Genomic DNA, 22,678 nt, shown 5'->3' with positions numbered 1-22,678 from the left:
AGATATAGAAATTCTCTGTTAAAAATGATGAAATATAAGAAAATAATCGGATAAAACAAGTAATATTAATTTAAAAAACTGAAAATTTAGCTGTAAAACAAACACAGCAGAAAGGAACGGCCTATGAGAAAAACCAGTATGATAGTTGGCAGTTTGTTTTTACTTGTAGTATGCACCGGATGCGGAAAAAGCAATTATGCAGTAACCCCGGAGAATGTAGCCCTGTATGCGCAGGGGTCGTCAGAAGACAGTTTTTTTCAGCTCTTTGATGTAGCCAAAGACCAGGCCAAGGTCGAGGAAGCGGATGGAACGACAACCTATACCCTGGCGGAACCATACACGGTGGATGGACAGGATGGCGAGATTACCGTTCAATTTGCAAATGGAAGCTGGTCGGACTGCTACTTTACCTTTATGTTTGAAGGCGAAGATTATCTGAAAAACGCATACGAGTTTATGTACTCCTATGATCAGAAGATGCAGAAAACATACGGCAATCCGGATGAGGCCAGAGGAACTCCGTTCCTGACCTGGGCGGACAGTTATGATAACTTCCTGTCGCAGAAAGAGGACGGCGATCTTTCCTATTTCGGAACGGGAGACACCTATACGGTAGACGATGACAACACAGAGGCCGGAATTTACATTTCCGCAGATGACAATGCAGCGAAGGTAGACATCAGCGTGCGGCAGTACATTTACCGTCCTATGATGGGAGATCATTCCGGCACGGTGGAAGTGTATACGGAATCTGAGAGCTGAGAAGGGTATTAAAAACAAAGGTTTTGTTAGAACATAGAAAAGTCCCGGTTCATGCCGGGGCTTTTCTGTAGAAGAATAGGATTGCTTATAAGAAAAATGTAAGAAAATTTAAAATAAACGTCATAAATTTTCAGAAAAATATGTTGTAATATGGAGCTACTAAAAAGTATGTGAAAAAAATAACAAAGCGGAAAGGAGATGCAGGTGTATGAATAAAAAATTAGCAGGTATTTTTGCAATGTGTGCTCTGTTGCTGACTGGATGTCAGGGAGCGAAAGAGAGCAGCAAGGAAATTACGCCACCGGATACCGGATGGGGAAAAACGGTGGATGAAGTGCTTGCCGACTGGAATCTGGATCGGGACCAGGTGGAAATTTTCTCCGAGACCGAAAGTGCAGCCGCGATCGCAGTAGATACAGAAACCACTGTTTTTGGCGAGAAAACTTCCAGAGTTATGTTTCAGTTTATCAACCTCGATCAGACCGGAGCGACGGGAAAACCGGTATTGTGCGAAGTAGACATCACCTACCCAGATGATGCCGACATGGATACCGTGAAAAAAGAGATGGAAAAATCCTACGGCAGTTCCAAGGACACGATCACCCGCTACGAGCTGTACCAGTCGCTGGGCGACGATCAGCTCCCGGAATACACTTACAAAAAAGCAGATCAGCTTGCCGTCTGGTCCGGCGAGAGCCTGAAGGACGTAATCCCTTCCGATAAGAGCACCGAATACGAAAACGTCTGGGAAGCATACCAGCTTGGCCTTACCGCCGACAACTGGGAGAACTACACCGAACAGGCAAGCATGGCAACCGCCGTATGCGCATCCGGTGCAGAAGCATTTCCAATGTTTGAAAAAAACGGCGTCAGCCTCGAAGCTTATCCGGGACTGGTGTATGAGCAGGTGAAAAAGTAATAAAGAGTCAGAAAGTCATAAACTCCCGACAGTGCGCCGGGAGTTTTTCCATGCATAGGGAGAAGGAAAAGAGTGTATCTCGGAAAAATTCATGATATACTGAAAAGAGAAAATTCAACTTTTGTAAGGTTCCCGAAATGTCTGTTTTGGAAGAGAGGTGACTTCCTTGAAAAAGAGAAAAATCACTGTGTTAGCTGGAGTGATCCTTTGTGTGATCGCAGGATGTCTGGTAAAAAGAATGACGGCGGTGCATACGCAGAAAGAAAATTCCATTGGTCCTGAGCGGGGTACGACAGATGTTTTCCTGACGGCAGCAGATTTCATCTCAGAAAAATCGGATCAGGAACTGCTGCAGGAAATCGAAACCTTTGATACGGACAAAGCCGAGATGATTTATCTTTATATCCCGGAAGACACCGGAGCCGGAATGTCCTTCGCGATCACGCGCGAGGATCATCCGGAGGAGATGAACGAAATTCTCTCGACCATTTACGGAGAAAAAATTTCCTGCCAGAAGCCAAAACGGGTATTCAACATGACAGAGAGGATTTTGTATGATTATAACTGGTATTTTCTGATCTACGATCATGAGATGAATCAGATGGCGCTTGTATTTCTGTATTCCGATGATGTGATTGTATACAATGGGCATGTATTTCAGACAACAGAAACGTATGATGAAAGCATTCGCCCGTGTATTTTAAAACTGAAAGAGGAGAATCAGGAAAAACTGAAAAGCGGCGAGGCAACACGAAGAAGGGTTGCGATTCCATAGAAAAATAGAGAAAAGCGTGCCTGGAGAACAGACACGCTTTTTAACGTCATGCAGAATGAAAGAGTCTGATGAATATTTGGAAGTACAATTTTAATTTGCACAATTCCGCTCACACAGGAACGCCAGCCCCTTCAGCAGCAGATCCGGGTCGTAGATGTGGGGATGCAAGACGAGCGGTTCGATGAAGCGTGCAGCGCCGCCGGTGAGGATGAGGGTGGCGGGGGAGCCGAGTTCGGCTTCGATGCGCTGGACCATTCCGTCGAGCATGGCTGCCATGCCGGCAACGGTGCCGGAGAGGATGCATTCTTCGGTGTTTCTACCGATGATGCGCTCCGGGGTCTGGAGGTCGAGCCGCGGGAGCTGGGCGGTCCGCTCGGAGAGGGCGTTAAGTCCCATGTCGAGTCCCGGTGCGATGGCTCCGCCGCAGAAGACGTTGTTTTCGCGGATGACATTGAACGTCGTTGCGGTTCCGAGATCCACAGTGATGACCGGCAGCGGATAATGTGCGGCAGCCCAGGCTGCATCGACGAGGCGGTCACGGCCGACTCTTTCCGGTTCCGGGATGGAAAACGTCATGCCGAGATCACTTTCTGATGTGACGAGCAGCGGTTCCACGCCGAACAGATGGCGGACACATTCCTGCAGAAACGTCAGAACCGGCGGAACGACACTGGAAATGATGACGCCCCGAAAGTCGGACGGGGAAAGAGCTTCATTTTCGAATAGCTGTCCGATCGCAGCCTCATACTGGCTGGCGGACCAGGTGCGGTCGATGTCGATCCGCGCTGTAAATTCGAGGGAATACGCCTGCTGCGGTGCGGTCCGGACGCCGCCGAGCGTGACAGTTGTGTTTCCGATATCGATGGCTAAAATCATAAAAATACCTCGCGCTGATTTGTTTCAACTCACAGTCGGTATTTTCACGGAGTCTGACATGTCGAGAATAGTTCGACTGTGACTTGCCTCATATCAGTGGAGGATACCGATTTCTCTCCGCCTGCCACTGCCGTTATGTTTCTTTTAACAATTCATCCCACCGCTTTAGAAGCGGGGGACTTTTTGTCTACTGGTGTTAAAAGTAGTGCTTTTGTTCTTTCATTATAAAGCCTTTTCGCGGGATTGGCAAACAGGATTGGTTGTAATCTGTTTTTCGGTCTGTTATACTGAAAATATCTTAGGAAAAAAGCTGCTTCGAGGCAGCAGAACGGAGTTACAATGGAAAATCTTCACGGAAAATGTGTTGTACTTGGTGTGACAGGCGGAATTGCCGCCTATAAAATGGCAAATGTAGCGAGCGGCCTTCGGAAAGCCGGAGCGGATGTGCATGTCATCATGACCGAAAATGCGACGCAGTTCATCACCCCGCTGACGTTTGAGACGCTGACCAACAACCGCTGCGTGGTCGATACGTTTGCGCGTGATTTTAAATATGAGGTGACGCATATTTCGCTGGCAAAAGCGGCGGATCTGATCATGATTGCCCCGGCTACCGCCAATGTGATTGCAAAAATGGCGCATGGCATTGCAGATGATATGCTGACGACGGTGGTGCTCGCAGCAAAGTGCAAAAAGCTGGTCGCTCCGGCGATGAATACGGCGATGCTGGAAAATCCGATTACGCAGGATAATCTGGCGACGCTGAAAAAATACGGCTTCGGCATCATCGAGCCGAGCGTGGGAATGCTGGCGTGCAAGGATGTCGGAAAAGGAAAACTGCCGAATCCGGAGGTGCTGCTTGATTACATTGCGATGGAACTGGCGCGCGAAAAAACGCTTGCCGGTGTGCGCGTTACCGTGACCGCAGGCCCGACGCAGGAATCCCTCGATCCGGTGCGGTATCTGACGAACCACAGCAGCGGCCGCATGGGATACGCGATTGCGCGGGAGGCGATGCTCCGCGGCGCGCAGGTAACGCTGATTTCCGGCCCGGTTTCATTAGCCCCGGTTCCGGGCGTTGCGATGCGACCGGTGACGACGGCGAAGGATATGCTGGAGGCGGTGCAGGAGACATTGCCGGAGACAGACATTCTGATCAAGGCGGCCGCAGTTGCCGATTACCGGCCTGCGACAGTGGCGGATCAGAAGATCAAAAAGAAAGACGGCGACATGAGTATTCCGCTGGAGCGCACCGATGATATTCTGGGATGGGTGGAAAAGAACCGTCATCCGGGTCTGTTTGTGTGCGGATTTTCGATGGAAACGGAGAATATGGTGGAAAACTCGCGCGCGAAGCTGGAGAAGAAGCATCTCGACATGATCGCGGCGAACAATCTGAAGACGGAGGGCGCCGGCTTCGGTGTGGCGACGAATGTGGTGACGCTGATCACGAAGGACGGCATCAGGGAGCTTCCGCTCATGGGAAAAGACGAAGTGGCTGGCTGCCTGCTGGACGAGATCGCGGCGCGGCGGTGATCGTGTTAATCTGTGATATATTTTTTCGTTTCCTGGTTGACGCGGGAAAAATGAATGCGTTATAATAAGCACAGGCGCAGCGGCGCACTTTACTTTTACGAAAAACAACGAACGATAGGATAGATAAACGTGGAAACGGAAACAGGGGAAGGCTATGCAGAGCTTTCTTCCGTTTCTGTTTCGCTTTTTAAGGAGAAATTCGGATATGATATTTGAAACACATGCACATTATGACGATGAGAAATTTGATGAAGACCGCGCAGAGCTGCTTTCCTCGATGCAGGAAAACGGGATCGGGCGCATCATCAATGTCTCGGCAAATCTGGAATCACTGGAAAATACAAGAAAACTGATGGAAGCGTATCCGTTCATCTACGGCGCGTTCGGCCTTCACCCGGATGAGGTGGGTGATCTGAACGAGGACGTGATGGCGCGGATGCGGGAACTCTGCCGCATGGAAAAGGCGGTCGCGGTCGGTGAGATTGGCCTTGACTATTACTGGGACAAGGAGAATCACGAGAAGCAGGAATACTGGTTCCGCCGTCAGATTGCGCTTGCTCGGGAAGAAAAACTTCCGATGATTATTCACAGCAGGGAGGCGGCGGCCGATACGCTCCGCGTCATGAAAGAGGAAAAATCGGAGGAGATCGGCGGCGTCATTCATTGTTTTTCCTACTCTGTGGAGATGGCAGAGGAATACCTGAAAATGGGATTTTATCTTGGCATTGGCGGCGTGGTGACGTTCAAAAATGCGAAGAAGATCAAAGAAGTGGTTCAGATGGCTCCGATGGAGCGTATTCTGCTGGAAACAGACAGTCCGTATCTGGCACCGGTTCCGTACCGGGGAAAACGAAATTCTTCTCTGTATCTACCGTACGTGGTGCGGGAGATCGCAGAACTCAAGGGAATTTCGGAAGAAGAAGTCATTGAGACGACAGAAAAAAATGCGGTCAGACTGTTTCGAGCAGAGAAATAGGAAGCGATACCAGAGGTGTTTCTTCTGTTTTATTTGTTCGGATCAATTTCGTCTGGCCGGACAAATTGAATAGGAGAAAGCGAAAATGGTTGATAAAACAATGATGGGCGACAAATGCGCCGAGCTGGTGCGCGCCGCGATGATCGGCGCGCTCGCAGTGACACTGGGAAACCCTACAGCCGTTTATGCAGCAGAAGAGGAAACGGCCGATCCGGGACAGATTGGAATTGAGATTGCAGGGGAAGCAGCCGTTGGGGCTGCTTCTTTTTGCGTGGAAGAAGATGCGGCGGAGGCGCAGGCGGCCGAGGTTTCGGTGGAACAGAATGCGGAAGAAAATGGTGATGCGTCCGGGACGGAAGAGGCTGGAAATGACAGTGCGGCAGAACCGGAAAGTCCGCAGGATGATGGAACAGAAGAAACGGATTCGGAGAAGCCGGGGGCGGATGCAGATGAAGTGCAGAAACCTGAGAGCGGAGAAGATACGGGGGTGACGAAACCGGGAGAGCCGGATTCGGGAAATCATGGCGAAATATCGGAAATGCCAGATTCGGGAGATCATACAGATATGCCGGAGACACCGGGTTCAGAAGGCGACACAGATACTTCGGAAAAGCCGGGAAACAGCGAAACGGATGATCCGTGGCCGGGAGAAGGGGAAGATGTTTCCAACGATCCCTGGCCGGGGCAGGAAGAAACAGAAGGCAGGAAAGAGGAAAACGGCGATGGAGATGGAACTCAGTTAGAGCCGCCGGAGGAAGAAAACGGCTCGGAAGGAAGTGTTGATGAAAGCACAGGAGGCAGTGCCAGTGCGAATCGTGAGGATAAGACAGCGGAAGCCTCTTCGAATTCTGCTTCATCACCATCAGTCGAACCGCCAGCCGCCGGGGCAGAACCTGTCTTTTCTGCCGAGCAGGAAGCCGCGCGCATGCGGGAAAGCTACAGCGCATGGCAAATGGCAGAAGCCGAAAAAGTCACGATTTCCCGTATGCCATGGCTGTTTCATACGGTAGAAAAAACATATGCCATCGCCGATGTCAATTCCTGGCTTCACGTCCGCGAAGGAAAAGGCACAGACCAGAAAATCGTCGGAATCCTGCCGAAGGGAAGCCTCTGCTATATCCTGGCGGATGAAGATTCCGACTGGGTTTATGTGGAATCGGGAGACGTCCGCGGATTTGTCTGCGCGCGGTATCTTCTGCGCGGAGAAGCGGCGGAAAAAGAGGTAAACCGTCGTCAAGAGGAAAGCTTTTCCCTGGCGGAAATGTGGGTAAAACCATGGAATAACAAGGCATATACCTATACGTATGCGACGACAAAAACACTCCTTTCCTCCGGCGAAGCACGTGGTGAGCTTCTGCAGTATGCGAAAAATTTTCTGGGAAATCCGTATGTCTGGGGTGGAACGAGTCTCATAAACGGCTGTGACTGTTCCGGATTTATCCAGCAGATTTTTTCCAATTTCGGCTACGCCCTTCCGCGCACCTCACGCCAGCAGGCAAAGGCTGGAACACGCATTCCCGTACAGGAGGCAAAGCCTGGCGATCTGCTGTTTTACCAGCGGGAGAGCGGGTTTATTTATCATGTCATGATTTACCTCGGCGATGGAAAAGTGATTCACGCTGGAAGTGAGGCGACGGGAATTCTGATTTCGGATTTTAACTATGAAAAATCAACGGAATTTGCCGTGCGGGTGATTCCGGAAGAAGTGCGTGACAGCAAAACAGAAACGAAAGATGTGGATAATGGGAGAAAAGAAAAAAATTCTGTGGAAAACCAGGCCGTAGAAAACGGGAATGGTGGAAAAGAAAAGGCGGGAGCAGAAAATGTGCAGAAGACAAGTGCAGAAAATGCAGAAAACAGTACCGCAGGTGAACAGTTGGAAACCGCTTCGGGAAAATATCTCGGCAATTTCAAACTGACCGCCTACTGCAACTGCGCCGTCTGCTGCGGCCGCTGGGCGGGCGGCCCGACCGCGTCCGGAAAAATGCCGGAGCAGGGCCGCACCATTGCAACCGGTGTTCTGCCGTTCGGCACAAAACTGAACATCGGCGGCAAAATTTACACGGTCGAGGACCGCGGCACGCCGTACGGCCACATTGATATCTACATGGAAAATCACGCAGATGCGCAGGAGTTCGGCGTGCGCTACGCGGATGTGTATCGGTCAGAAGAAATCTGATAGAATCTGCCGATCACAGCAGCGTGCGCGTCCGTGCCGTGGCCGATGTATGGAGTTTGCGCAATTGGAAGATCCGACCCGGCGAATTGACGGACAAGGTGCGGCATATCCGGTGTCAGCTGGTCGCACTCCATTTTGGAAAATGTTCCGAGGAGAATTCCATTGATCTGCTCAAATGCATGCATCATTTTCAACTGGGACAGAAACGTAACCATCTGCGGAACACCGCCGCCCATGGCTTCGAGAAGCAGGATTTTTCCGCGGAAGTCCGGCTGAAAATCTGTTCCGGCGAGCTTCAGAAAACAGCGGATATTTCCGCCGATCAGCACGCCTTCCATGTGATCGCCCTGCAGAAATGTGCACGGGAAGTCAAAGAGACTGGGAGACTGCCCGGAAAAAGCGTTTTGGAACAGAGTAATCTGCTCGGCGCTGTGGTCGTACAGCAGATTCCGAACCTGATACAGCATCGACTCATTTCCGGTCGCAGCCGTGATGGCATTGACAATCGTCGTGAGATCACTGTATCCCCAGAAACGCTTGCCGGAAGCCGCGATGACGGAAAAATCCAGATACGGCAGAACTTCATTCGCCATATCGCCGCCGGAAATATCAAAAATATCCGTAATTTCCGGGTCACGGTAAAGGTTCATCAACGCGGCTGCCCGCTCCGCGCCGGTACCGGAAAAGCCGGAACCATTGTCGTAGAGGCAGGGGTTTAAAACAGGCTCGAAGCCCAGCTCCTGCAGAATCTGACAGAGACGCGCCAGATCGGCGGAAAAGGAAGGACGCATGGGGTTGGAGCAGGCGGTAATGCCAATTTTACGAGACATAAAGAAATCCTTTCTTAGAGTAAAACAAGGCAAAATCTGTATTTTCGTGGCACGCCGGACAGCTTTTTCTTTAACTTTGCAAAGCAGATTTAGAGATCGCCGGTGTTTGCAGAATGCCGGTTTTGTCAAAAATTATAAGGCTTTGAGGTCATCAATCAGTGCCTGCACTTCCGCCTCCGTCGTTGCCCAGCTGGTGCAGAACCGCGCAATATTTCCGCCGTCTGCGGATTTTCCCATCGGCTCGAAAATATAGCGTTTTTCCAGAGTTTCCTTCTGTGCATCGGTGAGAATCACAAACTGCTGATTCGTAAAACTCTCCACCCAGAACGGAATTCCCTGCGCCGCAAATGCTTCGCGGAGTTTCATCGCAAGCTCGTCTGCACGGCGTGTTGCAGTGAAATAGAGATCATGCTCCAGCAGACAGTGGAACTGCAGTCCGAGCAGCCAGCCTTTTGCCAGAACAGCACCGTTCTGCTTCATATAGGCTTTAAAGCGTTTTTTCAGCGCATCCGCTGTAATCACAACTGCTTCACCAAACAGTGCACCGCATTTCGTTCCGCCGAAATAGAAAACATCCGTGAGCGTAGCAAGATCTGTGAGTGCAACATCATTCTTTTCGGAACCAAGCCCGTATCCAAGCCGTGCCCCGTCTACAAACAGATACATACCATACTTGCGGCAGACATCATGAATATCCTTCAGCTCCTGCAGCGAATACAGCGTTCCCTGCTCCGTCGGAAATGAAAGATACACCATCTTCGGCTCCGTCAGATATTCCGGCTCGCCGCCTTCATAATAAGCCGCCGCACACGCAGCAATCTGTTCCGCCGAAATTTTGCCATCCGTATTCGGCAGCTCCAGAATCTTATGTCCGGTGTTCTCAATCGAAGCCGCCTCATGGCAGTTAATATGCCCGGTATCCGCCGCAATCACACTCTGCACCGGCGAAAGCGCCGCCGCCGTCACAATAAAATTCGCCTGCGTCGCCCCCGGAAAAAAGTGAACCGCCGCATCCGCACAATGAATCTTCTCCCGAATCAGCTCCGCAGCCTTCTCACACCATTCATCCTCACCATATCCACCATAACTGTTCTCGTTAATTGCCCCCAGCGCCTCCAGAATCTCTGGATGTGCGCCATGATTGTAGTCATTATTAAATCGTATCATCAGTTTACGTTCTCCTTAAAATAAATTTGAAAAAATGCTGTTTCCATTATACGGCATCCGAAGGAAAACAGCAATTGGAGAACAAAGAGAGAAAATGCCAAAAACGCAGAAGGAGGACTATTGAATCAGGAAATTAAAAATACCATAGAAACCACAACAGACATGGGTGCGCAGTACGACGCCTGTGCCAAAAGAATATTAGGCCAGAAAATCATCCTGGCACATATCCTGGTAAAAACCGTGGACGAATTTTACGGAATGAACCCAAAAGTCGCTGCACTTTTAATCGAAGGCCAGCCCTATATCAGTAAAGTCCCAATTGACCCTGGTCTGACCAATCATACATATGAAAAAAACGGAGAGCGCATTGTCGGCCTGAATACAGAAAACCAGGAACTGAATGAAGAGCTGATTCGCTTTGACATTATCTTTTACGTGCGAATGCGCGACGGCCTGTTCCAGATTATCATCAATATCGAAGCCCAGCGCGGCGATCCAGGCGAATACGACATCCTGAACAGAGCCACATTCTACGCCAGCCGTATGATCTCGTCACAGAAAGAACGAGATTTCAAAAATTCAAATTATGATGATATTAAGCGTATATATTCCATTTGGATCTGTATGGACTGGAAAGAAAACTGTATGAATTACTTCCATTTCACAGACGAGCCTGTCCTTGGATCGTATTATTGGAAAGGAAAAAGAGATCTGATCAATATTGTAATGATCGGTCTGGGAAAAACATTGCCGGAGCAGAGCGAAGAATATGAACTGCATCGTCTGCTTGGGGCTTTGTTGTCAAAAAAGCTTTCCGTAGAGAGAAAAAGTGATATACTAGAAGAAGAGTATGACATACCAATGGAGCAGGAGTTAGGAAAGGAAGTGAAAGCTATGGGCAGTTTGAGTGAAGGGATTAAAAGAGAAGCATTTGCAGAAGGAGAGAGTGAGATTATCCGCAAACTTTACCAAAAAGGTTTTCCTGTTGAACAGATTGCATCGATTACGGATAAGTCAGAAGACGAAGTGCGTGCAATGATAGAAAGAAAAGAACTTGAACTCGTGTAAACAACAGTCCTGAAAATAAAAAAAGAACCGACAGGGAAATCCTAAACCAAAACCAAGATTTCCCCGTTGGTTCTTTTTCTTTTGTACCTATTTTCATCCATTATATATTTTGCATTGACTTTTTATATACCGATTGGTATAATAATAACAGAAACATACATAATAAGCCTGCAAAATCCAACAAAATTCGTCAAAATTGCCAATCATTCACGCAATCCGACTATCGCACACAAATGCAGACTTCTTACAACAATAACCAACAAAAGCATTTCACAACAAAACAAATGCAAATTCACACGTAACCAATCAACCCAACAACCACACCGCGGCCAGGCTCAGCTCTCTGGAGTTCGCCATCCGCACCCACAAGAGGAATCAAAATGGACAATCGTCAGCTAATCATGAACTCAGCTCTGACCCTCTTTTACGAAAGCGGGTACGACGCCGTCGGTGTTCAGCAGATCGTAGACTCCGTCGGAGTCTCCAAACCGACCTTATACTATTACTTCGGCAGCAAACAGGGTCTCCTCGAAGCTCTGTTAAACGAACACTTTCAGCCTATGGAACAAAAACTCACCGAAGCCTCCGAGATCGGGAAAAACATCCCCGAAAAACTGTACCGCATCGCGCGTGCCTTCTTCAACGGAGCCTCGGAAGATCCGAAGTTCTATATGCTGATGATGTCACTGTTCTATTCCGGAAGAAAAAGCGAAGGCTTCCGCACCGTATACCCCATGATCGACCGTTTCTACCGCCTGTGCGTCGATGTCTTCGACAACGCCAGCGCAGAACTCGGCAACATGAACGGCCGTCAGGAACAATTCGCCGTAGGCTTTTCCGGAACTCTGATGCATTACCTGATGATGACAGCAGGAAATCACTCCGATCTTTCCGGGCTTGTCATCCGGGACGAAGAAGTCTACCGGCTGGTACACCAATTTATGTATGGAATTTATTCATAACGCAAAAACAAGGAGGACAATTATAATGGCACCATGGTATGAAGAGGCAGAATTTTATCACATCTATCCGATCGGACTGACCGGTGCGCCGAGGAAAAATGAATTGGAAGAAACGGCACACCGTTTTTCCACACTGGAACAGTGGCTTTCACATATCGCTGATCTTGGCTGCACTGCAATCTACATTGGACCCTTGTTTGAATCAACCACACATGGATACGATACAAAAGACTACAAACAGGTAGACCGTCGTTTAGGCGACAATGCGGATTTTACCGCTTACGTGAAAAAAGCGCACGAACTCGGCATCAAAGTGGTCGTAGACGGTGTCTTCAACCACACCGGCCGTGAATTTTTTGCGTTCCGCGACATTCAGGAAAAAAGAGAACAGTCTCCGTACTGCAGCTGGTATAAAGGAATCTGGTTTGGAGGGAACACCTGCTATAACGACGGATTTTCCTACGAAGCGTGGAGAAACTGCTTTGAGCTCGTCAACCTGAATCTCCAGAATCAGCAGGTCCGCGACTATCTCCTCGACGTCATCGACTTCTGGATCGACGAATTCGACATTGACGGCATCCGCCTCGACTGCGCCGACTGCCTGGATTTCGGTTTCATGGAGCAGATGCGCGCACGCACATCCGCCAAAAAACAGGACTTCTGGCTGATGGGCGAAGTCATCCACGGAGACTACGCACGCTATATCGGAGATGGACAGCATCTGCTGCACAGCGTTACAAACTACGAGCTTCACAAAGGACTTTATTCGGGACATAACGATCATAATTACTTTGAAATTGCACATACGATCCGCCGCGAATTTGATGAAAACGGCGGTATTTACAAAGGAAAGAAACTGTACAGCTTCGTTGACAACCACGACGTAGACCGTCTGGCCAGCAAGCTGAACGTAAAAGAAAACATGATTCCAATTTATGCGCTGCTGTACTTCCTGCCGGGCATCCCGTCCATCTATTACGGATCGGAATTCGGCATCGAGGGAAGAAAAGAAGGCGGAAACGATGATCCGCTGCGCCCGGCGCTGAATCTGGAAGAACTGGAAAAAAATCCGCCGGCAGAAAAACTTCCGGCATGGATCAAAACATTATCAGACGTCAGAAAAAAACATCCTGCAGCACGAACGGGAAGATACCGCGAACTCATGCTGACCAACCGCCAGTATGCCTTTGCACGCCTGGATGAGACAGACGCTCTGATCACAGCAGTAAATAATGATGAAAACCAGAGTGCGGGAGTCTGGATTCCTGCACCTTGCGACGGAACATGGAAAAACGCGGTAACCGGAGAAGCCATTTCTCCGGAAAATGGAAAACTTTTCGTTGAAGTACCTCCGTGCGGCTGTGTTCTGATTGAAAAAGAAGCATAAAGGGGATTTTTTCTATGAAGGAAACTGCGAAAACAACGGCAAAAACAACAGCGAAAACCAGAAAAGCGCCAAAAAAACCGGCGGGCTATCAGCCAAGATTTTCTGAACTGGATCAGTACTTATTCGGCCAGGCAACCCATTACGATATTTTCCGTAAAATGGGTGCGCACCTGGACAAAAAAGACGGCAAAGTAGGAGCCTGGTTCACCGTATGGGCTCCGCATGCGGCGGAAGTATCTGTCATTGGCGAATTCAACGGCTGGGATGCCCATGCCAATGTGATGCGGAAAGTCGGCGAGGACGGCGTTTATGAAGTGTTCGTTCCAGGCGTGACAGAAGGAATGATGTATAAATATTACATCCGCACACCGGACGGAAGAGAACTGTACAAAGCAGATCCATACGCATTTGCATCCGAAAAACGGCCGGGTACCGCTTCCAAAGTAGCCGAAATCGAGGGCTACCGCTGGGGTGACAGCGAATGGCTGACGAACCGCAAAAAATTTGACGTTCAGAAATCCGCGCTCTCCATCTACGAAGTGCATCCGGGTTCCTGGATGAAACATCCGTGGTCCGAATCCAACCCGGATGGATTCTACAATTACGTGCAGCTCGCACATTCGCTTGCCGATTACGTCAAAAAAATGGGCTACACCCACGTAGAGCTGATGGGAATTGCCGAGCATCCGTTTGACGGTTCCTGGGGCTATCAGGTAACGGGCTACTATGCACCGACCTCCCGCTATGGAACACCGAAAGAGTTTAAATATCTTGTTGATTATCTACATAAAAATAAAATCGGCGTTATCCTGGACTGGGTACCGGCGCACTTCCCGAAGGATGCGCACGGACTGGCCGACTTCGATGGACAGCCGCTGTACGAGTACGCCGACCCGAGAAAGGGCGAGCACCCGGAGTGGGGAACCAAGATCTTTGACTATGGCAAAAATGAAGTCAAGAACTTCATGCTGGCGAATGCGCTCTACTGGGTTGAAGAGTACCATGTAGACGGTCTTCGTGTGGATGCGGTTGCTTCCATGCTGTATCTCGATTACGGAAAAGAGCCGGGTCAGTGGGTACCGAACAGGAATGGCGGAAATGAAAATCTGGAAGCCGTTGAGTTTTTCAAACATCTGAATACACTGGTGCGCGGACGAAACAAGGGTGTGATCATGATCGCCGAGGAGTCCACAACATGGCCGAAGGTAACCGGAAGCGTGGAGGAAGGCGGCCTGCACTTCTCCTACAAATGGAACATGGGATGGATGCATGACTTCCTTGATTATATGAAGCTTGATCCGTATTTCCGCAAATACAACCATAACAAGATGACGTTCGGTATGACGTATGCGTTTTCCGAAAATTACATTCTTGTGTTGTCGCATGACGAGGTGGTTCACCTGAAATGCTCCATGATCAATAAAATGCCGGGCAATCTGGATGAAAAATTCCAAAACCTGATGGTGGGCTATGCCTTCATGTTTGGCCATCCCGGTAAAAAGCTGCTGTTCATGGGACAGGATTTCGGACAGCTCCGCGAGTGGAGCGAGGAACGGGAGATTGACTGGTTCCTGCTGGCAGAAGAGGGACATCAGCATTTGCAGGCCTTCTTTAGTGACCTGCTGAAAATGTACAGAAAGTACCCGGCACTTTATGCGAATGACTGTGGCTACGAAGGCTTCCAGTGGATCAACGCAGACGATGGCGACCGGAGCATCTACAGCTTTGTGCGCTGGTCACCGACAGGAAAAAACAACCTGTTGTTCGTCTGCAATTTCACACCGGTCGAGCGTCCGGATTATATGTGTGGTGTACCGCGCAAAAAACAGTACCGCCTGGTACTCGACAGCTCCGATATGAAATACGGCGGTCCGACCGAAAAACGCCAGGTAGTCTACCGCGCCAAAACGGGAGAATGCGATGGCCAGCCATATCGGATTGCATACTCCCTTCCGGCGTATGGAGTGGCGGTGTTCAGTTTCTAAAATAAGATAATTTTCATTGATATCATGACCGACAGAGAAAGAAAGTGATTCCATAAATCTGTCGGTCATTGTGTTTTGCAGAAAATTCGGGTATCATAAAGAAAGATTAAATGTATAGGGGAAGGAGGACATAGATGGCGAAAAATATTGCAATTGGAATCCAGGATTTTGGAGATCTGATCCGAAATGAGTATTTTTATATCGATAAAACAGCATGGATCCGGGAATGGTGGGAGAGCGGTGATCTTGTCACTCTGATTACCCGACCGCGCCGGTTTGGAAAAACATTAAATATGAGTATGCTGGAATACTTTTTTGCAAACCGCCATGAGCAGGATCAGAGTCTGTTTGAAAAACTGGAGATCTGGAAAGATCCAAAATATAGAAAACTGCAGGGAACCTTTCCTGTGATCAGCCTTTCCTTTGCGAACATAAAAGAGAAACGCTACGCAGATGCAAGAAAAAAGATTTGTCAGTTATTGACTGATCTGTATGCAGACTATGCATTTCTGAAAGAGGAAAAATGTCTTGAAAAAGGCGAGCTGGCATTTTTTGACCGCGTTTCGGCTGATATGGATGATGCAGATGCAACGATGGCAGTTTATTATCTGTCCAAATTTCTGTGCCGCTATTATGGAAAAAAGGTCATTATTCTTTTAGATGAGTATGATACCCCCATGCAGGAAGCATATGTGGATGGTTATTGGAAAGAGCTGACCTCCTTTACCCGAGGACTTTTGAATGCGAGCTTTAAGACGAACCCGTGGATCGAACGCGGAGTGATGACAGGAATTACCAGAGTCAGCAAAGAGTCTGTTTTTTCAGATCTGAATAATCTGGAAGTCGTAACGACAACATCGGAAAAATACAGTACCGCGTTTGGTTTTACAGAAAAAGAAGTTTTTCAGGCACTTGAAGACTGCCATCTGGAAAAAGAGAAAGAACAGGTGAAACGATGGTATGATGGATTTATTTTCGGAAAAGAAAAAGATATTTATAATCCATGGTCCATTTTGAATTTCCTGGATAAAGGCCAGTATACGACGTATTGGGCCAATACGAGTTCAAACAGTCTTGTCGGAAAACTTCTGCGGGAAGGAAATCGAAAAATAAAAGAGAAATTTGAATTGCTTCTGCAGGGAAAGAGCGTGTGGTCAGCCATCGAAGAACAGATCGTATACGACCGCCTGGAAGGCAGTGAAAAAGCTGTCTGGAGCCTTCTGCTTGCCAGCGGCTATCTCAAAGTGATTTCGTATGAAACATATCAGTCCATCCCGGAAGGAGCGCAGCCATTGTATCAGCTTGCACTGACAAATCTGGAAGTAAAGCTGATGTTTCAGGAAATGGTACGCGACTGGTTTGCATCTGTGGAGGAAAATTATAACGATTTTATCCGGGCAATGCTGGAAAATGATGTTGATGCGATGAATGAATATATCAACCGGATTACCCGAGTGAGCTTCAGCTATTTTGATACAGGAAGTGATGCTTCCGGCGAAGAACCAGAACGCTTCTATCACGGATTTGTACTTGGACTGCTTGTGGAGCTGCAGAACCGCTATCAGCTTCGCTCGAACCGCGAGAGCGGATTCGGCAGATATGATGTGATGATAGAACCGGAAGATCAGAATGGAGATGCGTATATTCTTGAATTCAAAGTGAAAAACAAACGAAAAGAAGCAAACCTGGAAGAAACACTGGCGGCGGCCAAAAAGCAGATCGAAGAAAAACAGTATGCGGCAGAACTGATTTCACGCGGAATCGCAGAGGACCATATTCACAGCTATGGGTTTGTGTTTGAAGGAAAACAGGTGCTGATTGGATGAAGACAGAAAGAAAAGAACAGATAGAAGTTCCCAAAATCGAGTCAATCAGTGATCGTATTTCCTATCTTACAGCGACGGAGTATCCGCTTTCGGCAAATGTTGTACTGATTGAGGGGGATACGGTTCTCTGGGTATATGATGTGGGAAATCATCCTGCGGTTCCGGGGATTTTGCATGATAAGTCAAAACAGACAGGAAAAGAAATCCGGGTGATTTTATCCCATTTTCATCCCGACCATATCGGGAATCTGTCAGGGATTTCGTGCGAAACGGTTTACCAGGGGAGAAATACGTTTCGTTATACAAAAACAGGAACGGCGATAGAAGAAGATGCATGGTTTCAGGACGGTGATGTGCGGTTACATTTATTTCCGATTCCATCCAGCCACGCCAAAGGATCGCTTGCATTGGAAGTGGATGAGACGTGGTGTTTTCTCGGCGATGCGGCATACGCAACGCAGAAAAACGGTCAGACCGTATATAATGCAGAGCGGCTGCTGGCGGAGATACGGGTTTTGAAAAATGTGCAGGCGCCGTGGTTTTTCCTGAGCCATAGGGAGCCGTTTCGGCATAAGAAAGAGGATGTACTGGAATGGATGGAAGCGATTTATGCGAAACGGAAACAGGGCGAAGCATATATTTCATGTGAATTCTGATTGAATGAAAAAGACCAGAGCTGCGGGGCGGAAAGCCTTCAACGCTGGCCTTTTTATGGAGTAAATTTATTTCTAAGAGAGCTTGCGCTTGTGCGGGGAAAAGGGATCTGGTAGGATGAGAATAGGGAGGAGATAAAAGAAATGAACGAGAAGATAACACTACAGAAATACAATAACGAAGAGCAGTCGGCGAAAGATCTGATTCGGGGGTTCTGGCTGGCACACAATGATTATGTCATGCCTGATGAAGAGGCCGTTGAGGATCTCGCCGCGTGGACAGATAAAGGGCATGCGTTTTATTTTATTCTGAAAGAGGAGACGCCGGTCGGTTTTGTACATCTTGGGAACCGCGGGGCGGAGATCGACTGGATCGAAGATCTTTTCGTACTCCCGGAGTACCAGGGGAATGGATATGGGAGTCAGGCGATTACGCTGGTCGAAGCCGAAGTGAAAAAATATTCCGAGTCCGTCTATCTGGAAGTCGCTGCGCGGAACCTTGGGGCGATGAAACTCTATCACCGATTAGGGTACAACTGCCTGAATACCGTGACACTCCGCAAGGACTTTCAGCCGGAGAATTTTGAGGTGATTCGGGACGAGGAGATTTTAGGGTATCCGCTGGAGGTCAAAAAATATATCAAGTAGAATTGGCCTTTGGACAGCTTGCCGCCTATTTACCCAACGGCATCATACATCACGATTTTTTTCTTTGCCCGCCCCCCCGCCCCTTTTTTCGGTGAGACCACATCCATACAACTACGCCACAACAATCTCACGTCGATTTGCGCAGCAAATCCAGCCCTCAACTTTCTGTCCCCACCGTCAGCCCGGAAGTGCGCCTGTGTCACCTGGGACTGTGCCCTGGGGCGGTGGCGTTGAGAAATGTGTTAGTAGTTCTTAGAAAAAGAGCGGGGCGAATGACAGACTGCCTGATGGTGTTCAACACCAGCAGGCAAGGCATACTAAGCCGGGAAATCATCGGATTTCCTGGCGCATTATGCCGGTGTCTGTCATTCGCCCCGCTCTTTTTCTATTAGAACTACTTCACATTTCTCACAGCCACCGCCCCAGGGCACAGTCCCAGGCGGCGCAGGCGCACTTCCGGGCGTCCGTCCTTAAATAACCGCAACCCCCGCCATCCCCAGCACTGCCGCAATCGCAAACAGCACCAGCAGATGCACCGGATAAAACGCATAAAACGGATACTTCAGATTCAATCCCCGTTTTCCGTTATAAAAATGCACCGGAATCATAGCCAGAAAACAGGTGATTTCATTCAGACTCAACAGCGTAAGCACCGCACACCCGATTCCGATACAGTACATTTTATTCTTTCTCATATTATACATCAGCACAATCGTCAGAATTCCCATCGCACTGTAATCTGTCTTCAACAGCGTGGCCACTGCACAGGCTGCCACAATTACCAGCAGCTTGCCAACCGAAACCTTCCAGTTTGCCCTCTGCCATGCACCGGCATCTTTTTGTGCTTTTGAATCGATTTTCTGCAGAAAAATCATCATCACAAGGCCGATGAACAGCGTGAAAAAGACATTCTGATAATCCAGATAAAACGGTTTTCCCGCAAATGCCAGATCGAACGGAATCTCCGAAACCAGTGCAAAAATCCCAAGATTCAGCGCATACTTTTTCACATCATGCGTATGCATGAACCCTTCAATCAACAGAAAACAGAAAATCGGAAAACTGATCCTTCCAATTGCGCGCATAATCATATCCGCATAATAAATCACAGCTGTGTTTCCGGTAGAGAGAAATGATGCGCCTCCGTCCGAAGCGTTCACCGCATTCAGAAGACCGCGGGAAATCAGGATTCGGTCGAAAAGTACAGCTGCCGTATGGTCAATCAGCATGCAGACCATAGCAATGATCTTTAGGGTGCTGCCGGAAATTTTACCAGCGTTTTTTACAGGTTTTGCAGTAGTCGTTGCCATAAAGGATCCTTTCCGGAACCGAGATGAAAGGCAGAAAATGCAAGTTGTCTGCCTTTCATCTCGGTTCCTGTAACAGTAAACAGCAGAAAATCCTGCTGTTCTGCCAGACTTGTAATACTATGATTATACGTTCAGTTAAGAATAATGTCAAAGTAATCTTTGATGACAATGTTAACAGGAAAGACAGTAAAAACAATAAAAACAGGCCGGTTCGTTATTCCGCATTTCATTAGAATACATCCAGGTCTTTTCCGTTCACGACATATCCGTCATACCCTGCATCCCGGATTTCATCCAGTATCGCAGTATCGCGCCATGCCATCTCGGCGGCAAGGTTTTTGTGGTTATCCTGTACATTCATATGGTAAATCCGGTGATACGTAACGAGCAGTTTCGGATTTGCCTTTTTTGCAACACCGGCAAGATCCGTGCTTAACGTATGCACTTCCCGGTGGTATTTCTGCCATTTTGGTTCGCGGCAGGAGATTCCGGCGGCGTATTCCACTTCGTGCAGCAGGATATCACAGCCTTTCGATTTTTCTGCCACGAGATCCAGCGGAGCGGTATCGCCGGTGATGACGATTGTGCGGTCCGGTGTGGTGAATTTATAGCCGTAGCATTCCAGTGTTCCGTGGCTGACCGGAAAAGCCTCCACCGTAACCAGGTCATCCCGGTAGACAATGCCGGATTCAATTTCTGTTACCTCAACGCGGTAGCCGGATTCGTTTGCTTTTTCGAAACCGTGAATTCGGAAATCAATGTCGGTTTCATAGGCCTGTAAGATATGATCGGTCATATGCTGTAAGCCCCTTGGCCCGAAAACTTTCAGTGGAACCGGGCGCTCCAGCACCCACGGAGTAAAAATCAGATCCGGGTATCCTGCAGTATGGTCTGTGTGAAGGTGCGTACAGAAGGCAACGGTCAGAAGATCCGGCCGCAGGGCATCCACGCCGTTAAAATAGGCGGCTGAGGCCTGGCGGACAACGCCAGGGCCAAAATCTACCAGATAAGCACGGTCACCGACCACGACAGCGGAGGAAGGTCCGTTGGCATTCGGACACGCATTTGGTGTGCCGGTCCCGAGAAGAACAAGTTTTGTCTGCATTCTTTCTCTTTTCCTTTTCTTTTTTTGTTTCTGTTTATGATTTCCTGTTACGATTTCTGTTTTTGCCTTATTTCTCTTCTTTTGATTCATTGTTTTTGGTTTCCGGAAGATGCTTAATGGAAATTCCGGTAAATCCATAGAAAATACTGAAAACCGGGGTCAGGTAAAGCAGGAATAAGTACGGGAAAAATGCTGACCATGCAACACCAAGTGTGCCGGCCATGTATACGCCGTAGCCATGCCATGGAATCATAGGACCAGCCATAGTTCCGGAGTCTTCGAGGCAACGGGAAAGAATTTCCGGTGCAACCTTGCGCTCTTGAAAGACAGGTGCCATCAGACGGCCGGTCAGAACGTGTGCCATCGGCTGGGAGCAGCTGATGAGGCTGGTCACGTAACCGACAATCATCGTTGCCAGGATCATACTTCCATCGCTGTTGATTCTCTTTACAATCGCCTGAAGAATGTGATCCAGTACACCGAGTTTTTCCAGCATGCCGCCCATGCCGACAGCAAAGCAGATAATGGCTACGTACTGGAGCATGCTTCCCATGCCGCCGCGGTTTAAGATGGATTGTAATACCGGTTCTTCGATTGCGGTTGTGTAACCGTTGTAAGCTGTGCGGATGATGCTCTGCAGAGTATCGTGCTGCACAAAATAGGAAACAAATCCGGCAGCGAAGCTGGAAAGACCAAGTGCAGAGATCGCATTTACTTTGCAGAGGAGCAATACAATAATCAGGATGGCAGGGATCATGGTAATCCATCCGAGCTGGAATTCACCGTTTAAAGCATCGATGTAAACGGTAATACTTCCCTCGGTATAGCTTCCGCTGGTCTGCTGGAAACCGAGAATAGTAAAAAGAATTAAGGTAATCACATACGTTGGAAGGGTGGTCCAGAGCATCGAGCGGATATGATCGCCAAGTTTGGCATCTGCAACGGCCGGAGCAAGGTTTGTGGTATCGGAAAGAGGACTTAATTTGTCACCGAACATGGCACCGCAGATAACAGCACCGGCTACCATGCCAGGATGGATACCCATGGCGTTTCCGATCGCCATCATGGCAACACCTGCACTTCCGACGGAACCATAGGAAGTACCGGTTACAATACTCAAAATGGAGCAGAACAGCAGCGCCAGAGGCAGCAGCCAGGACGGGTTAATCATTTTTAAGCCCCAGGAAATGATAGTGGCAATGGTGCCACTCTGCAGCCAGGTGCCGATCATGACACCGATGGCCATCAGAAGGCAGAGCGTCGGGACGACCATACGGATGGCATCGTATGCGCCGGCAACGATGTTGGCGTAAGAAATACCGAAAATCTTACAAAACAGATAGATAAAAATCCAGCTTGCAAACAGGCCGATCATAGGACCGCCGGTTTTCAGGCGGATACAGACTGCGACGGATACGATGATCAGCAGTAGCAAAAGCAGTGACTGTGGCAGATTGAGTTTTTTTTCTTTCGTTCCACTCATAAAAAAATCCCCCATTCATAGGTAAAATGATTTGCCTGTTCAACGCGTTAAAGCAGAAAAGACATGTAATATATTATAATGGTGAAATACAGAAAAAGCAAGGGCAGAGATTTCGCTTTTAGAAAATAATATCCCCGTTTTGCCGAGAGCGCATCCAGCAGAATGGGGAATTCCCTTATTGAAAGAAAAATTACTGTTTTTTCTGGATAAACAACCAAAAAGGACACCTTT

20 protein-coding genes are annotated in these 22,678 nt (G+C 48.5%); 13 read left to right on the top strand and 7 right to left on the bottom strand.

Annotation, left to right across the window (positions count from 1 at the left end):
- The first annotated feature begins 138 nt into the window (after positions 1 to 138).
- The 3 genes from ACY2VW_RS08620 to ACY2VW_RS08610 all read left to right on the top strand — a co-directional run bounded on the left by ACY2VW_RS08620 (position 139) and on the right by ACY2VW_RS08610 (position 2,456).
- Positions 139 to 762 (top strand): hypothetical protein, encoded by a 624-nt coding sequence (locus tag ACY2VW_RS08620; RefSeq protein ID WP_461877782.1) that lies wholly within the window; start codon positions 139 to 141, stop codon positions 760 to 762.
- Between the two features lie 208 nt (positions 763 to 970).
- On the top strand, positions 971 to 1,681 hold the full coding sequence (locus tag ACY2VW_RS08615; protein WP_461877781.1) for a hypothetical protein: 711 nt from the start codon (positions 971 to 973) through the stop codon (positions 1,679 to 1,681).
- Between the two features lie 166 nt (positions 1,682 to 1,847).
- A complete protein-coding gene (locus ACY2VW_RS08610; RefSeq protein ID WP_461877780.1) occupies positions 1,848 to 2,456 on the top strand; it encodes a hypothetical protein in 609 nt (202 codons plus the stop codon).
- 90 nt (positions 2,457 to 2,546) lie between these two features.
- On the opposite strand, the gene ACY2VW_RS08605 is transcribed toward ACY2VW_RS08610, so the two are convergent.
- Complete coding sequence (locus ACY2VW_RS08605; protein ID WP_461877779.1) at positions 2,547 to 3,332, bottom strand: type III pantothenate kinase; 786 nt, start codon at positions 3,330 to 3,332, stop codon at positions 2,547 to 2,549.
- A gap of 339 nt (positions 3,333 to 3,671) precedes the next feature.
- Between ACY2VW_RS08605 and coaBC the strand changes: the two genes are divergently transcribed.
- The 3 genes from coaBC (at position 3,672) to ACY2VW_RS08590 (ending at position 8,023) form a co-directional block, all read left to right on the top strand.
- The gene (gene coaBC, locus ACY2VW_RS08600; RefSeq protein ID WP_461877778.1) at positions 3,672 to 4,868 is read left to right on the top strand and encodes a bifunctional phosphopantothenoylcysteine decarboxylase/phosphopantothenate--cysteine ligase CoaBC; all 1,197 of its coding nucleotides are present in this window, start codon (positions 3,672 to 3,674) and stop codon (positions 4,866 to 4,868) included.
- 205 nt (positions 4,869 to 5,073) lie between these two features.
- Positions 5,074 to 5,844: a TatD family hydrolase gene (locus ACY2VW_RS08595; protein WP_461874321.1), complete on the top strand. Its 771-nt coding sequence runs from the start codon at positions 5,074 to 5,076 to the stop codon at positions 5,842 to 5,844.
- An 85-nt stretch (positions 5,845 to 5,929) separates the two neighbouring features.
- Positions 5,930 to 8,023 (top strand): NlpC/P60 family protein, encoded by a 2,094-nt coding sequence (locus tag ACY2VW_RS08590; RefSeq protein ID WP_461877777.1) that lies wholly within the window; start codon positions 5,930 to 5,932, stop codon positions 8,021 to 8,023.
- On the opposite strand, the gene ACY2VW_RS08585 is transcribed toward ACY2VW_RS08590, so the two are convergent.
- Positions 7,990 to 8,853, bottom strand: a complete 864-nt coding sequence (locus ACY2VW_RS08585; protein ID WP_461877776.1) for an LD-carboxypeptidase — start codon at positions 8,851 to 8,853, stop codon at positions 7,990 to 7,992. The two genes, ACY2VW_RS08590 and ACY2VW_RS08585, sit on opposite strands and share 34 nt — an antisense overlap.
- 132 nt (positions 8,854 to 8,985) lie before the next feature.
- Positions 8,986 to 10,020, bottom strand: a complete 1,035-nt coding sequence (locus tag ACY2VW_RS08580) for a threonine aldolase family protein (RefSeq protein ID WP_461877775.1) — start codon at positions 10,018 to 10,020, stop codon at positions 8,986 to 8,988.
- Positions 10,021 to 10,278: 258 nt separating this feature from the next.
- Here ACY2VW_RS08580 and ACY2VW_RS08575 point away from each other — a divergent pair, with 258 nt between their 5' ends.
- From ACY2VW_RS08575 to ACY2VW_RS08545, 7 genes are all read left to right on the top strand, one after another.
- Positions 10,279 to 11,088: a hypothetical protein gene (locus ACY2VW_RS08575; protein WP_461877774.1), complete on the top strand. Its 810-nt coding sequence runs from the start codon at positions 10,279 to 10,281 to the stop codon at positions 11,086 to 11,088.
- Positions 11,089 to 11,468: 380 nt separating this feature from the next.
- Complete coding sequence (locus ACY2VW_RS08570) at positions 11,469 to 12,050, top strand: TetR/AcrR family transcriptional regulator (RefSeq protein WP_461877773.1); 582 nt, start codon at positions 11,469 to 11,471, stop codon at positions 12,048 to 12,050.
- Positions 12,051 to 12,075: 25 nt separating this feature from the next.
- Positions 12,076 to 13,437 (top strand): alpha-amylase family glycosyl hydrolase, encoded by a 1,362-nt coding sequence (locus ACY2VW_RS08565; RefSeq protein ID WP_461877772.1) that lies wholly within the window; start codon positions 12,076 to 12,078, stop codon positions 13,435 to 13,437.
- Between the two features lie 14 nt (positions 13,438 to 13,451).
- Positions 13,452 to 15,422 (top strand): 1,4-alpha-glucan branching protein GlgB, encoded by a 1,971-nt coding sequence (gene glgB / locus ACY2VW_RS08560; protein ID WP_461877771.1) that lies wholly within the window; start codon positions 13,452 to 13,454, stop codon positions 15,420 to 15,422.
- Positions 15,423 to 15,556: 134 nt separating this feature from the next.
- The gene (locus ACY2VW_RS08555; RefSeq protein ID WP_461877770.1) at positions 15,557 to 17,248 is read left to right on the top strand and encodes an AAA family ATPase; all 1,692 of its coding nucleotides are present in this window, start codon (positions 15,557 to 15,559) and stop codon (positions 17,246 to 17,248) included.
- On the top strand, positions 17,245 to 17,904 hold the full coding sequence (locus ACY2VW_RS08550; RefSeq protein WP_461877769.1) for an MBL fold metallo-hydrolase: 660 nt from the start codon (positions 17,245 to 17,247) through the stop codon (positions 17,902 to 17,904). The genes ACY2VW_RS08555 and ACY2VW_RS08550 overlap by 4 nt, the downstream gene beginning before the upstream one ends.
- 141 nt (positions 17,905 to 18,045) lie before the next feature.
- Positions 18,046 to 18,549, top strand: a complete 504-nt coding sequence (locus tag ACY2VW_RS08545) for a GNAT family N-acetyltransferase (protein ID WP_461877768.1) — start codon at positions 18,046 to 18,048, stop codon at positions 18,547 to 18,549.
- 470 nt (positions 18,550 to 19,019) lie between these two features.
- Here ACY2VW_RS08545 and ACY2VW_RS08540 read toward each other — a convergent pair whose 3' ends face one another.
- From ACY2VW_RS08540 to ACY2VW_RS08525, 4 genes are all read right to left on the bottom strand, one after another.
- Positions 19,020 to 19,859: a TraX family protein gene (locus ACY2VW_RS08540; RefSeq protein ID WP_461877767.1), complete on the bottom strand. Its 840-nt coding sequence runs from the start codon at positions 19,857 to 19,859 to the stop codon at positions 19,020 to 19,022.
- Positions 19,860 to 20,088: 229 nt separating this feature from the next.
- Positions 20,089 to 20,964, bottom strand: coding sequence for an MBL fold metallo-hydrolase (locus ACY2VW_RS08535; RefSeq protein ID WP_461874334.1), 876 nt, complete (start codon positions 20,962 to 20,964; stop codon positions 20,089 to 20,091).
- Between the two features lie 67 nt (positions 20,965 to 21,031).
- A complete protein-coding gene (gene nhaC / locus ACY2VW_RS08530; RefSeq protein WP_461877766.1) occupies positions 21,032 to 22,447 on the bottom strand; it encodes a Na+/H+ antiporter NhaC in 1,416 nt (471 codons plus the stop codon).
- A 39-nt stretch (positions 22,448 to 22,486) separates the two neighbouring features.
- A partial coding sequence (locus ACY2VW_RS08525) for a hypothetical protein (protein ID WP_461877765.1) occupies positions 22,487 to 22,678 on the bottom strand: 192 nt, incomplete at its 5' end.

It is taken from the genome of Fusicatenibacter sp., from assembly GCF_977045365.1.
Note: the sequence above shows the minus strand (reverse complement) of the source record. Positions and strands in the feature narration are given on the sequence as shown.